General features: G+C 70.9%; 10 protein-coding genes. 4 read left to right on the top strand and 6 right to left on the bottom strand.

Annotated features, from left to right (window positions below; translation table 11 throughout):
• The first annotated feature begins 17 nt into the window (after positions 1-17).
• Entirely contained in the window at positions 18-485 is a 468-nt protein-coding gene (locus ACGFR9_RS11955) for a hypothetical protein (RefSeq protein WP_393205999.1), read from the top strand.
• On the opposite strand, the gene ACGFR9_RS11950 is transcribed toward ACGFR9_RS11955, so the two are convergent.
• Positions 486-1,931, bottom strand: coding sequence for an MFS transporter (locus ACGFR9_RS11950; protein WP_393205996.1), 1,446 nt, complete (start codon positions 1,929-1,931; stop codon positions 486-488). It abuts the gene before it with no gap.
• Positions 1,932-2,009: 78 nt separating this feature from the next.
• Here ACGFR9_RS11950 and dusB point away from each other — a divergent pair, with 78 nt between their 5' ends.
• Complete coding sequence (dusB, locus tag ACGFR9_RS11945; protein ID WP_393205993.1) at positions 2,010-3,242, top strand: tRNA dihydrouridine synthase DusB; 1,233 nt, start codon at positions 2,010-2,012, stop codon at positions 3,240-3,242.
• Here dusB and ACGFR9_RS11940 read toward each other — a convergent pair whose 3' ends face one another.
• Complete coding sequence (locus tag ACGFR9_RS11940) at positions 3,243-4,961, bottom strand: CDP-alcohol phosphatidyltransferase (RefSeq protein ID WP_393205990.1); 1,719 nt, start codon at positions 4,959-4,961, stop codon at positions 3,243-3,245. It abuts the gene before it with no gap.
• Positions 4,962-5,470: 509 nt separating this feature from the next.
• Between ACGFR9_RS11940 and ppdK the strand changes: the two genes are divergently transcribed.
• Together ppdK and ACGFR9_RS11930 are read left to right on the top strand one after the other, a co-directional pair.
• Positions 5,471-8,191 (top strand): pyruvate, phosphate dikinase, encoded by a 2,721-nt coding sequence (gene ppdK / locus ACGFR9_RS11935; protein ID WP_393205987.1) that lies wholly within the window; start codon positions 5,471-5,473, stop codon positions 8,189-8,191.
• Positions 8,192-8,366: 175 nt separating this feature from the next.
• The gene (locus ACGFR9_RS11930; protein ID WP_393205984.1) at positions 8,367-9,032 is read left to right on the top strand and encodes a hypothetical protein; all 666 of its coding nucleotides are present in this window, start codon (positions 8,367-8,369) and stop codon (positions 9,030-9,032) included.
• A 31-nt stretch (positions 9,033-9,063) separates the two neighbouring features.
• On the opposite strand, the gene ACGFR9_RS11925 is transcribed toward ACGFR9_RS11930, so the two are convergent.
• The 4 genes from ACGFR9_RS11925 to ACGFR9_RS11910 all read right to left on the bottom strand — a co-directional run bounded on the left by ACGFR9_RS11925 (position 9,064) and on the right by ACGFR9_RS11910 (position 13,822).
• Positions 9,064-9,501: an LAETG motif-containing sortase-dependent surface protein gene (locus ACGFR9_RS11925; RefSeq protein ID WP_393205982.1), complete on the bottom strand. Its 438-nt coding sequence runs from the start codon at positions 9,499-9,501 to the stop codon at positions 9,064-9,066.
• A gap of 159 nt (positions 9,502-9,660) precedes the next feature.
• The gene (gene nirD / locus ACGFR9_RS11920; RefSeq protein WP_393205979.1) at positions 9,661-10,011 is read right to left on the bottom strand and encodes a nitrite reductase small subunit NirD; all 351 of its coding nucleotides are present in this window, start codon (positions 10,009-10,011) and stop codon (positions 9,661-9,663) included.
• Positions 10,008-12,605, bottom strand: a complete 2,598-nt coding sequence (gene nirB, locus ACGFR9_RS11915; RefSeq protein ID WP_393205976.1) for a nitrite reductase large subunit NirB — start codon at positions 12,603-12,605, stop codon at positions 10,008-10,010. Before nirB ends, nirD begins: the two co-directional genes overlap by 4 nt.
• On the bottom strand, positions 12,605-13,822 hold the full coding sequence (locus ACGFR9_RS11910) for an NAD(P)/FAD-dependent oxidoreductase (RefSeq protein ID WP_393205973.1): 1,218 nt from the start codon (positions 13,820-13,822) through the stop codon (positions 12,605-12,607). Before ACGFR9_RS11910 ends, nirB begins: the two co-directional genes overlap by 1 nt.
• Positions 13,823-13,866: the final 44 nt, after the last annotated feature.

Here is a 13,866-nt window from a genome sequence, read left to right as displayed (position 1 = left end):
GGGAGGGGGAGAACGAAATGGCGGACGCGATAGGGGTGTTCGTCGCCGCGATCGCACTGGCCGTGTCCGTGTGGTCCGTCTTCCACCTCGCCCGCCAGACCAGAGCCGCCGCCGAACAGGCGAAGATCAGCAACGCGGTGGCCGCCGTCTCCGCGAACGACATGGCCCTGCGCGCCCTGCGCGAAGTACACCTCCTCCTGCTCGAACGCCCCGGCTCCCGCGCGTACTTCTACGCCGGTAAACCGCTGCCCGAGCAGCCGGGACACCAGGACGAGCGCGACGCGATCACCACGATCGCCGAGCTGCTCGCGGACGTCATGAGCAGCGGTCTCGTGGTCCACGACAAGGTGCCCGACAGCACCAGCGCCCAGCCGTGGACCGACTACTGCCGGCACACCCTGGACAGCAGCCCGGTCATGCGTGACCTGGTGCGGGCGCACCCCGCGTGGTGGCCCCCGCTCGCCCGGCTGCTCCCGCCGGGCTGATCAGGCGTGCGCTCCCGCCTCCTGCCGGACCTCCGCCGTCTCCAGCCCCCGGGCCGCCCGCTCGGCGGTGCGGTGGGCCCAGCGGCCTGACGTCAGCAGACCCACGACCAGCACCACCAGCCCGCACACGGCGAGGATCCACCACCCCGGCCGCGCCGCCGCCACGAACGCGGACGCGTACGGCGCCGACCCCACCCCCGCCGCCAGCACCGCCCCGATCACCGCGACCCCCAGCGCCTGCCCCAGCTGACGGCTGGTGGACGCCACCGCGGACGCCACCCCCGCCTGAGCCACCGGCATGCCGGACACCGCCGTGTTGGTGATCGGCGCGTTCACGAAGCCGAAGCCGATGCCGAAGAGGACGTACCCGATGAACAGCGTGACGTCCGACGTCTCGGCCTCGAGGAGGGCGAAGAGGAACCCGCTCACCGTCATCGCACCGCCGGCGATCAGCAGCGGCAGCCGCGGCCCCCGGCTGCCGACCAGCCGCCCGGACAGCGGGGCGCACAGGAAGGTCGGGACGGCCATTGGCAGCATCCACAGCCCCGCGTCCCACGCGCTCAGCCCCCACACGTTCTGCAGATACAGCGTCGACAGGAACAGGAACCCGCCGAGCGCCGCGAACGCGCTCACCGCTATCACCGTCGCCCCGCTGAACGGCGCAGACCGGAAGAACCGCGGATCGATCAGCGGTTCGGGGCGGCGCGGCTCGTAACGGAGGAGAGCCACCAGCGCGGCCAGGGCGACCAGAGCGAAAGGCGCGAGCACCGACAACGAGGCGTGCGGCGCCTCGATGATCGCGTACGTCAGCGAGCCGAACAGCACGATCACCAGCACCTGGCCGACCGGGTCGGGCCGGCGGGCCTTCGGCGCCCGGGACTCCGGCACGAACCGCCGGGTGAGCAGCAGTGCCGCCAGCCCCACCGGCAGGTTGATCCAGAAGATGGAGCGCCAGCCGACCGACTCCACCAGTAGCCCCCCGACCAGCGGCCCCGCGGCCATCGAGATACCGACGACCGCACCCCACACACCGATCGCACGGGCCCGCTCACGCCGGTCGGTGAAGGTGTTGGTGATGATCGACATGGCGACCGGGTTCAGCATCGAGCCGCCGACCGCCTGCACCATGCGGAACACGATCAGGGAGTTCAGGTCCGGCGCGAGCGAGCACAGCACCGAGCCCAGGGTGAAGACCACCAGACCCGTCATGAACACCCGTCTGCGGCCGATCCGGTCGGCGGTCGAGCCCGCGAGCATCAGCAGCGAGGCCAGGACGAGCGTGTACGCGTCGATGGTCCACTGCAGACCCGAGGTACCGGCGTCGAATTCCCGCTGCAGGGAGGGCAGGGCGACGTTGAGGACCGTGTTGTCGAGGCTCACGATCAGCAGGCTCATGCAGCAGATCGCGAGCACCAGCATGCGTCGGCCATGGCTGAGCTCGGGCATGCACTCCATCGTACGCACATATCGATAGTGCGGCTAACTAATGACCATTACACGGTCATGCCCCGGGTGCCGTCCCGCATGCGGGACAATGGGGGAATGCCCACGCCCACACCTCCTGCCGACACGACCCCGGACACGACCCTGCGCATCGGCCCGCACGCCGTGCGGCCCCCCGTCGTGCTCGCCCCCATGGCCGGGATCACCAACGCGCCCTTCCGCACCCTGTGCCGATCCTTCGCCGGAGGCGCAGAGGATGGAGCCGGCGGCGGGAAGGGCCTGTTCGTCAGCGAGATGATCACCACCCGGGCGCTGGTCGAACGCAACGACAAGACCATGCAGCTGATCCGCTTCGACGAGAGCGAGAAGCCCCGCTCCATCCAGCTGTACGGCGTCGACCCCGCGACCGTCGGCAAGGCCGTCCGTATGATCGCGGAGGAGGGCCTGGCCGACCACATCGACCTCAACTTCGGCTGCCCGGTCCCCAAGGTGACCCGTAAGGGCGGCGGTTCGGCGCTGCCGTACAAGCGGAACCTGCTGCGGTCCATCCTGCGCGAGGCGGTCAGCGGGGCCGGGGAGCTGCCGGTCACGATGAAGATGCGCAAGGGCATCGACGACGACCACCTGACCTACCTGGACGCCGGCCGGATCGCCGTCGAGGAGGGCATCACCGCGATCGCGCTGCACGGCCGTACCGCCGCCCAGCACTACGGAGGCACCGCCGACTGGGACGCCATCGCCCGGCTGAAGGAGCATGTCCCGGAGATCCCGGTGCTCGGCAACGGCGACATCTGGTCCGCCGAGGACGCGCTGCGGATGGTGCGCGAGACCGGCTGCGACGGCGTGGTCGTCGGCCGGGGCTGCCTCGGCCGGCCATGGCTGTTCGCGGACCTGGTAGCCGCCTTCGAGGGACGCGCCGGCGCCCGTGCCGCGGGCACTGACGGATACGGCGTACGGCCGGCCCTGCGCGAGGTCGCCGACGTCATGGTCCGGCATGCCACGCTGCTCGGGGAGTGGATCGGGGACGAGTCGCGCGGGGTGATCGACTTCCGTAAGCACGTCGCCTGGTATCTGAAGGGCTTCGCGGTCGGCTCCGAGATGCGTAAGCGGCTCGCGATCACCTCCTCGCTGGAGGAACTGCGGTCCGGGCTGGACGAGCTGGACCTCGACCAGGCCTGGCCCACCGGCGCCGACGGACCGCGCGGCCGTACGTCCGGCAACAACCGGGTGGTGCTGCCGGACGGCTGGCTGAAGGACCCGTACGACTGCGCGGGCGTCGGCGAGGAGGCGGAACTGGACACCTCCGGGGGCTGATCACTCCCCGGTGGGGTGCGGGGTGGAGCCGTAGGCGGTCAGGAAGCGGTCGCGGAACGAGCTCATCCTCCACACCGGTGCGTCCTTCGCCGGGCGCAGCCCCTCCGTCCAGTTCCAGTCGTCGATCCTCTCCAGCACCTTCGGGTCCTTCGCGACGACCGACACCGGCACGTCCCGGCTCGCGCCGTCGCCGCTGACGCGGGCGATGGGCTGGTGGTCGCCGAGGAAGACGAGGACGGTGTCGTCGGTGCCGTAGCGCTCCAGCCACTCGGTGAGGGCGGTGACCGAGTACTGGACCGACTTTCCGTACTCCCGCCGGGACTCGGTGGAGTCGGCGACCACGCCGGCGGGCTTCTTCCCCGCCTTGTGGATCGCGTCGAAGACCGAGCCGTCGCCGAGTTCGTCCCAGCCGACCATCTCCGGGACCGGCGCCCAGGGCTGGTGGCTGGAGGTGAGGATGACCTCCGACATCAGCGGCTTGTCGCGCTTCCGGCCGTGCTCCAGGCGCTGGAACGCCTCCAGGGCGTACTGGTCCGGCATGGTCGACCAGCTGAACTTCGGGCCCTGGTAGCCGAGTTCGAAGGCGTCGTAGACCTTGTCGAGGCCGTACCACTTCGCCTCCGGCCAGCCCTTCTGCACGCCCGGCATGACGCCGACGGTGTCCCAGGCGCCCGTCTTCCGGAACGCCTTGGTGAGGGTGAGGTGGTCGCCCGAGGTGACCGTGCGATAGCGCTGCTGGTTGTCGATCCACAGGCCGGACAGGGCGGTGGAGTGGCCGAGCCAGCTGCTGCCGCCGTACGTCGCCGAGGTGAGCCAGCCGCTGCGGGCGTGGAAGCCGGCCTTCGCGAGCGCGGCGGTGCGGGTGTCGAGGGTGTCGATGACGCCGGGCGCGATCAGCGGGTCCTCGGTGGCGGTGCGGCCGTAGCTCTCGATGAAGGCGAAGACGACGTCCTTGCCGCGCAGATCGGGGACGAGCTGGCCAGGGGGAGTGGCGCCGAAGGTGTCCGCCCGCGCCTCCTTCGCGAAAGCGGCCTCGTCGCGCAGGGTGGCCACCACGCGCTCCGTCTGCTCCTTCAGCGCGCCGGCCGCCTGCTCGGAGGCGACCGGCATGCCGGAGATCTGCACGCCGAGCGCGGTACAGGTGACCCACACGGTGCCCGCGATCAGCGCGCCCCGGGTGGCGCGGGGGCGGTGCCGGGCGAGGAGGTTGCCGAGCCGGACGGTGGCCAGCGCCATCACGGTCACGAGGAGCAGGGTGAGGACCACCGCGCCGACGGCGGCCGCGATGGCGGCCGTGGAGCCCATCGAGTCGGCGAGGTACGCCTGGGCGTCGTCGAGCAGGCCCCAGTCGAGTACGACGTTGAAGCCGCGGCCCAGATACTCCGTGAACCCCATGTCCAGCAGGTTCAGCACGGTCAGGACACCGATGCCGGCGCCGTACAGCGCGGCCACGACGATACGCGGGCGGCGCGGCAGGGCGATCAGCAGCACGGCGCCGATGATCGCCTCGGCCGGGATGCGGGTGAAGCCGTCGGGCCGCAGTCCGGGGGCCGTGTTCGGCATGAGGAGGGCGCCGACGACGAGGGCGGCCGAGAGGGCGTGCAGCGTCCGGCGGGCGGTCCGCGCGGCGGCGGGGTGGGCGTCGCGTGCGGCGCGCAGGCGCGTGCGCGGGGAGGACAGGCGTGCGCGTATGGAGGTCAGGCGTGTGAGGACAGGCAACCCGGAGATCCCTTCCGTACCGAGCCCGGTGGAGGGCGGACCCGGCGTGGGGGTCCGGGTCCGCCGCCGTTCCGTACGGGCGGGACGAACCGTGTGTTCATCCGGCGGCGCGAAGCGTGGGTTCGACGGGTCCGCATGGTGGAACCCGGTCCGCTGTGGCAGCGTGATTCTCGCCACCCTTGATAGGGGTAGCGCTCAGATGAGCGGATCATGAGCGACTGCACTTCTCAAAGGGTGGCACTCGGTGCCATCTTTTGAACGTTCAGCGAGCGAAATCATACGTGACGAATGTCGCTCATATGAGCATGACGGATGCTCTTGGGAGCGTCGATGCGTTCAAGAAGTGAAAACATTCGGCCGTCGCGGCTTGCCAAGCTTTGACTTTCGATCCGCTGGCGGATGGGTGGTTACAGGCGCATGACGCACAAGTGGACGTACCCAGACGCCTTTGATCTGGGTACATTCCTCGCCGTCAGGGCAGCCACCGCGTCCTCGAGGAGTCGAGACCCGTGTCGGAAAACAAAGATCCCCACGTAGCGAAGTTCGTTTACGACTTCACCGAGGGCAACAAAGACCTGAAGGACCTGCTCGGCGGCAAGGGCGCCAACCTCGCCGAGATGACCAACCTGGGCCTTCCCGTCCCGCCCGGCTTCACCATCACCACCGAGGCGTGCAAGACCTACCTCGACAGTGGCGAGGAGCCGGCGGCACTGCGTGACGAGGTGAGTGCGCACCTCGACGCCCTCGAGGCCCGGATGGGCAAGAAGCTGGGCCAGGCCGACGACCCCCTCCTCGTGTCGGTCCGCTCCGGGGCGAAGTTCTCCATGCCGGGCATGATGGACACCGTCCTCAATATCGGCCTCTCCGACAAGTCCGTCCAGGGCCTCGCCCGGCAGGCCGGCGACGACCGGTTCGCGTGGGACTCCTACCGGCGCCTCATCCAGATGTTCGGCAAGACCGTCCTCGGTGTCGACGGCGACCTCTTCGAGGACGCGCTGGAGGCGGCGAAGACGGCCAAGAAGGTCACCGTCGACACCGAGCTGGAGGCCGCCGACCTCAAGAAGCTCGTCACCAGGTTCAAGAAGATCGTCAGGACCGAGGCCGGCCGGGACTTCCCGCAGGACCCGCGCGAGCAGATGGACCTCGCCATCAAGGCGGTCTTCGACTCCTGGAACGGCGACCGCGCCAAGCTCTACCGCCGCCAGGAACGCATCCCGCACGACCTCGGCACCGCCGTCAACGTCTGCTCCATGGTCTTCGGCAACCTCGGCCCCGACTCCGGCACCGGTGTCGCCTTCACCCGCGACCCCGCCTCCGGCCAGCAGGGCGTCTACGGCGACTACCTGCAGAACGCGCAGGGCGAGGACGTCGTCGCGGGCATCCGCAACACCGTGCCGCTCGCCGAGCTGGAGCAGATCGACAAGAAGTCGTACGACCAGCTGATGCAGATCATGGAGACGCTGGAGAACCACTACCTGGACCTCTGCGACATCGAGTTCACCATCGAGCGCGGTCAGCTGTGGATGCTCCAGACCCGGGTCGGCAAGCGCACGGCGGGCGCCGCCTTCCGGATCGCCACCCAGCTCGTGGACCAGGGGCTGATCGACGAGGCCGAGGCGCTGTGCCGGGTCAACGGCGCACAGCTCGCCCAGCTGATGTTCCCCCGCTTCGACGAGGACGCGAAGGTCACTCCGGTCGGACGCGGTATCGCCGCCTCGCCGGGCGCCGCGGTCGGCAAGGCGGTCTTCGACTCGTACACCGCCGTGAAGTGGTCCCGGTCCGGCGAGAAGGTCATCCTGATCCGCCGCGAGACCAACCCCGACGACCTGGACGGCATGATCGCCGCCGAGGGCATCCTCACCTCGCGCGGCGGCAAGACCTCCCACGCGGCCGTGGTCGCGCGCGGCATGGGCAAGACCTGCGTCTGCGGTGCGGAGGAGCTGGAGGTCGACACCAAGCGCCGCCGGATGACCGTGCCCGGCGGGCAGGTCGTCGAGGAGGGCGACGTCGTCTCCATCGACGGCTCGTCCGGCAAGGTGTACCTCGGCGAGGTGCCGGTCGTGCCGTCGCCGGTCGTGGAGTACTTCGAGGGGCGGATGCACCCGGGCGCCGACGACGCCGACGAGCTCGTCGAGGCCGTGCACCGGATGATGGCCTTCGCCGACCGCAAGCGCCGGCTGCGGGTGCGGGCCAACGCCGACAACGCCGAGGACGCGCTGCGGGCGCGGCGGTTCGGCGCACAGGGGATCGGGCTGTGCCGTACCGAGCACATGTTCCTCGGCGACCGCCGTGAACTGGTCGAACGGCTGATCCTCGCCGACACGGAGACCGAGCGCGAGGAGTCCCTGAAGGCGCTGCTCCCGCTGCAGAAGCGGGACTTCGTGGAGCTCTTCGAGGCGATGGACGGCCTCCCGGTCACCGTCCGCCTGCTCGACCCGCCGCTGCACGAGTTCCTGCCCGACATCACCGAACTGTCGGTCCGGGTCGCCCTCGCCGAGTCCCGGCAGGAGCCGCACGAGAACGAGCTGCGCCTGCTCCAGGCCGTGCACCGGCTGCACGAGCAGAACCCGATGCTGGGCCTGCGCGGCGTGCGCCTCGGCCTGGTCATCCCGGGCCTGTTCACCATGCAGGTACGGGCCATCGCGGAGGCGGCCGCGGAGCGCCGGGCGGCCAAGTGCGACCCCCGCGCGGAGATCATGATCCCGCTGGTCGGCACGGTCCAGGAGCTGGAGATCGTCCGCGAGGAGGCCGACCAGGTCATCGCCGAGGTCGAGCAGGCCACCGGCACCTCGCTCAGGCTCGCCATCGGCACGATGATCGAGCTGCCGCGCGCCGCGCTGACCGCCGGCCAGATCGCGGAGGCGGCGGAGTTCTTCTCCTTCGGCACGAACGACCTCACACAGACGGTGTGGGGCTTCTCCCGCGACGACGTGGAGGCCTCCTTCTTCACGGCGTACCTGGAGAAGGGCATCTTCGGGGTGTCGCCGTTCGAGACGATCGACAGGGACGGCGTGGGCTCGCTGGTCGCCGCCGCCGCGCAGGCCGGCCGCGCCACCCGCCCCGACCTCAAGCTCGGCGTCTGCGGCGAGCACGGCGGCGACCCGGAGTCGGTCCACTTCTTCCACGAGGTCGGCCTGGACTACGTCTCCTGTTCCCCGTTCCGCATCCCGGTCGCCCGCCTGGAAGCCGGCCGCGCTGCCGTCACGTCGACGGGCAGCGACCACCGGTAGGGGCACGCGAAGCCCCGGAGCCGTTGTCTGTCACCCGACCCTCACCGATCGGCAACGGTTCCGGACCATCGAGGGAGAGGACGGCACCCGTGCGGGGGTGCCGTCCTCTCGCGTGTGTAAGGTCCGGGAACCGGGATCTACGAAGCCGCCACGGGCGGGGAACACGGGGGACGCAGTGCCGTTTCGGATACGCAGGAGCACGATCAGGCCGCTGAGCGCCATGGGCGGCTACGCCGTCGACCCATGGAAGTCCCTGCGGCGCACGCTCGGGGTGGCGGGGTTCGGGTGGCTGACCGCACTGGTCACCGCCTACGTGTCCTACCTGGCGTTGCGGTGGGTGTGGGTGCCCATCGCCGTGGGGGTCGTGCTGGGGCTGGCGTTCGTCGTCCTGCTGATACTGCTGCACCGGGCGGCCTGGATCGGTCTGCTGTCGGTGGTGCCGGCGCTGTTCATCCTGGTCGGGGCCGTCCAGTACGCGCCCGAGGCGGCGCTGGAGGCGCGCGGGGTGCGCGAGGGCGTGGTGGTCGTCGCGGACAGCGCGACCGGGAAGGACGGCAAGAACCACCGGCTCACGCTGCGGACGGCGGACGGCGAGGAACTCGAGGAGCGGTTCACCTACAACGGCTCCGGGGCGCCGAGGGTGGGGGAGCGGCTCGACGTCATCCGTGACCCGGAGGGCGTGGTGCCCATGGAACAGGCCGGCGAGGTGGACGCCGCGGGCCGGCTGGGCGGCCTGGTCGCCGGACTGGTGGCGTGGACGCTGCTGGCGGTCCTAGCCGGGTGGCGCGGGCACGTACGCCGCCGGCGGGGGAAGACCGACTCCCTGCTGCTGTCCCTGTAGAACGGGGAGCCGGCCTTCGCGCGGAGCACCGTCAGTCGGTGCCGCCGCGCCGCCTGCGGGCCGCGATCATCACACCGCCGCCGAGGAGCACGACGGCGGCACCGCCGGCCGCGATGTACGGGGTGGCGTTGCTGCCCCCGGTCTCGGCGAGATCGGTGCCGCCGGACTGCTCCTTGCCGTCGGAGCCGGTGCTCTCCGCGGTCCCGGCCCCGGTCCCCGTCTCGCTCTTGGCCTCCTTGTAGGGCGTGAAGTCGGCGGGCGGCTGGTCGCAGCCGATGCCGTCGCCGTCGCGGTCCAGGTGCTTGCCGTAGTGGGGGCTGCTCGCGGGGATGTTGGCGTGCCCGTTCCTGTACGCCTCGGGACAGTTCTTGAACGGGGTGTTGCCGCCGTGTGCCACGGCGGTGGCCGGTACGGCGGCCAGGGCGAGCGCGGCGAGCAGCGTGGCGGCGGAGGTACGGAACGGATGCATGGTGGAGAGCCCCCCAGATCGGGCGATTGCGTGTGCTTGGTACGAGGTGCCCGAAGTTACTGGGGTGCCGATGGCGTGTGGGGGATATGAGGGACCCGTGATACGAACGTGACGTGACCGGAAGGTAACTCTCCGCAACAGCCCGGCATGCTGGGCGCGTTACGCCGCCTTCGCCTCGTACGTCGTCACCCGGACCGTCTCGTCGTCCAGGCACCGGCCCGACTCCAGGTCGAAGCGCTGCTTCAGGAGGGGGGAGGCGACGAAGGGGTGCCCCTGGTGGGTGCCGGTGAGGCCGCGGGAGAGGACTGCCGCGCCGGTGAAGGGGTCACGGTTGTCGATGGCGTAGAGACGGCCGGTGCGGTCGGTGAAGACGGCGACCTGGCTGCCGTCGGGGAGGAGGGCGGCGACACCGCGGCCGGGGAGCAGGGCGCTGAGGTCGCAGACCGTGAACCAGGCGTCGGTGAGGCGGAGTTGGACCTTCAGGTCGGTGGTCTCGAGGGTCAGGGTCATCGCGTCGCGGTTCCTTCCAGGAGGTCGTCGGCGGGGCGCAGGCCGATGTGCAGCAGCGGCAGGTCGGGCTTGATCTGGTCGCGTTCGGGGACGAAGGCGACCACCGGGTCGGGGGTGTCGGGGGCGTTCACGAAGGACACGAACCGGGCGAGCTTCTCCGGGTCGTCGAGGGTCTCGGCCCACTCGTCGCGGTAGTGCGCGACATGCGCCGCCATCAGGGACTCCAGCTCGTCGCAGATGCCGAGCGAGTCGTGGACGACCACGTCCCGTACGTGGTCCAGTCCGCCGGGGACACGGTCCAGCCAGACACTGGTGCGCTCCAGCCGGTCGGCGGTGCGGATGTAGAACATCAGGAACCGGTCGATCAGACGGATCAGTTCGGCGTCCGACAGGTCCTGCGCGAGCAGGTCCGCGTGGCGCGGGGTGGCGCCGCCGTTGCCGCCGACGTACAGGTTCCAGCCGCCCGCGGTGGCGATGACGCCGAAGTCCTTCGACTGGGCCTCCGCGCACTCGCGCTGACAGCCGGAGACCGCAGACTTGAGCTTGTGCGGGGAGCGCAGCCCCCGGTAGCGCAGCTCCAGGTCGATCGCCATACGGACGGAGTCCTGCACGCCGTAGCGGCACCAGGTCTGGCCGACGCAGGACTTCACCGTGCGCAGCGACTTGCCGTAGGCGTGCCCGGACTCGAAACCGGCGTCCACCAGGCGGGCCCAGATCACCGGGAGTTGTTCCACCCGCGCGCCGAACATGTCGATGCGCTGACCACCGGTGATCTTCGTGTAGAGGCCGAAGTCACGGGCGATCTCACCGATCACGATCAGCTTCTCCGGCGCGATCTCGCCGCCGGGGATACGCGGTACGACCGAGTACGAGCCGTTCTTCTGCAGGTTGGCGAGGAAGTGGTCGTTGGTGTCCTGCAGCGCCGCCTGCTCGCCGTCGAGGACGTGGGTGCCGGCGCCGATCGTCGGGGCGAGGGAGGCGATGATCGAGCCGACCGTCGGCTTGCACACCTCGCAGCCGTCGCCGCCCCGGGCGGCCTCACGGCCGTGCCGGTCGAGCAGCTCCCGGTAGGAGGTGACGCGCAGGGCGAGGACGATCTCGTACAGCTCCTCGCGGGTCTGGGAGAAGCAGCCGCACAGGCCCTTGTCGACCTCGACGCCGCTCGCCTCCAGCTCGGCGTTGATCAGCTGGCCGAGCACCTTGACGCAACTGCCGCACGTCGTACCGGCCTTGGTGCACTTCTTCACCTCCGGCACGGTGGTGCAGTGGTGCTCGGTGACGGCCTCGCGGATCGTGCCCTTGCGGACGTTGTTGCAGGAGCAGATGATCGCGTCGTCCGGCAGCGCGGACGGTCCGAGCTGCACGGGCGCGCCCGCGCCGGCCGGCAGTACCAGCGACTCGGGTGACACCGGCGGGACCGAGCCCGTGAAGGCCTTCAGCGTGCCGTACGCCTCCGCGTCGCCGACCAGGATGCCGCCGAGCAGCGTGCCGTCCCGGCCGATGACGAGCTTCTTGTACAGCCCGGAGCGGGAGTCGGAGTAGACGACGTCCAGACAGTCGCCGGCGGTGCCGTGCGCGTCACCGAAGGACGCCACGTCCACGCCGAGCAGCTTGAGTTTGGTGGACAGGTCCGCGCCGGTGAAGGACGACTCGTCCTCGGCGATCGTCGCCGCGACCGTCTCCGCCTGCTCGTAACCGGGCGCGACCAGGCCGTACACCCGGCCGTCGGCGGCCAGCGCGCACTCCCCGATCGCGAACACGCGCGGATCGGAGACCGTACGGCACTGCTCGTCGACCGCGATGCCGCCGCGCTCGCCGACGGACAGGCCGCAGTCGCGCGCCAGTTGGTCGCGGGGGCGGACACCGGCGGAGAACACCACCAGATCGGTGGAGAGTTCGGAACCGTCCGACAGCCGCATACCGGTGACCGCGCCGTCGTCGCCGACCACGATCTCCTGTGTGCCCACCCCGGTGTGGACCGACAGGCCCATCTCCTCGATGGTGCGCAGCAGCGCCGCCCCGCCGCCCTCGTCGACCTGCACCGGCATCAGCCGGGGCGCGAACTCCACGATGTGGGAGGTGAGTCCGAGCCCCTTGAGCGCGCCCGCCGCCTCCAGGCCGAGCAGCCCGCCGCCCACCACGGCACCGGTCGTCGACCTTCGCGCGTACTCCTCGATCGCGAGCAGGTCCTCGATGGTGCGGTAGACGAAACAGCCCTCGGCGTCCTTGTTCGGCACCGGCGGCACGAACGGGTAGGAGCCGGTGGCCAGCACCAGGACGTCGTAGCCGACGACCAGCCCGGAGCGGGCCGTCACCTCGCGCGCCTCACGGTCGACGGCGACCGCCGGGTCGCCGACGTACAGCTCGATGCCGTGCTCCTCGATGAACGCCAGGTCCGTCAGCGACAGTTCCTCCGGCGTACGCCCCGAGAAGTACGAGGTGAGCTGTACCCGGTCGTACGCCGGGCGCGGCTCCTCGCACAGCACGACCACGCGATGCGTGCCGGTCAGACCGCGCTCGGCGAGCGCCTCCAGGAAACGCTGGCCGACCATGCCGTGGCCGATGAGCACGATGGTCGAAGTGTCCGTGGACATCAGGAGCCTCCGTCATGGGTGAGCAGGTGGAGCAGGGGCCCGCCGTCGGAGGGGAGCGGCTCTGCTCCCTCCCAGGCGCGCGCGAGGGCGCCGACGGTGCCGAGTTCGCCGACCAGGACCCCGCCGACGAGCCGGTCGTCACGGACGACGACCTTGCGGTAGGTGCCCCGGGTGGCATCGGTGAGCTGGACCACGTCGTCCCCCGGCAGCGCCTCGGTCTCCCCGAACGCCGCCAGGTCGAAGGGGCTGTCCGGGCCGGTGAGGGTGAGCCGGGTCAGCGAACGGGTCCCGGTGTAGCGGGAGTCCGTGTCCCCGGCCAGCAGCGCGGCGAGCGCGTCGGCCTGTTCCAGCGCCGGGGTGGCGAGGCCGTACACCGTGCCGGCGTGCTGGACGCAGTCGCCGATCGCGTGGATGTACGGGTCGGAGGTGCGCAGCTCGTCGTCGACGACGACACCCCTGCCGACCTCCAGGCCCGCCGCCTGCGCGAGACCGGCCCTCGGGTGCACCCCGCAGGTCAGCACCACGAGGTCCGCGTCGAGGGCGTACCCGTCGGCCAGCTCCACCGAGCGGACCGCGCCGCCGGCGCAGCGCACGTCCCGTACCCGGCACTCGGTGTGGACCTCCACGCCGAGGCCGGTCAGATACCGCTCGACGAGCGCGGACGCGGCCGGATCGAGCCGGCGCTCCATGATCCGTCCGGCCTGCTGGGCGAGGACGACCTGCGCGCCGCGCACGGCGAGCGCACGGGCGGCGGAGACGCCGAGCAGCCCGCCGCCGATCACCACCACCCGCACTCCCGGCCGTACCGCCTTGGCGAGGCCCAGGCAGTCGTCCATGGTGCGGAAGGCGTGCACACCCTCGGGCAGCTCGTGATCCGCGGTGAACAGTCCGCGCAGCGGCGGCAGCACCGGGTTGGAGCCGGTGGCCAGCACCAGCCGGCCGTACCCGATCGATGTGCCGTCCGCGCAGACGACGGTGCGTGCCGCGCGGTCGACACCGGTGACGCGGGCGCGGGTCAGCTCCGCGGGCGCCGGCAGGGCGATCACCTCGGGGCTGTAGCGCCCGGCCAGCACCTCGGCGAGCAGCACCCTGTTGTACGGGCGGTGCTCCTCCTCGCCGATCAGCGTCACGGGCGTACCGAGCTCACCGAGCCGCCGGGCGAGTCGTACGCCCGCGAGGCCGGAGCCGATCACCACCACACGCTCGTTCGAGGTCATGCACCGAGCCTGCGGTGCGGGTGTTACCCGTCGGCATCCCCTCT

Source organism: Streptomyces sp. NPDC048584 (assembly GCF_043199595.1).
Classification (GTDB): domain Bacteria; phylum Actinomycetota; class Actinomycetes; order Streptomycetales; family Streptomycetaceae; genus Streptomyces; species Streptomyces edwardsiae.
This window is presented reverse-complemented; position numbering and strand designations above follow the sequence as displayed.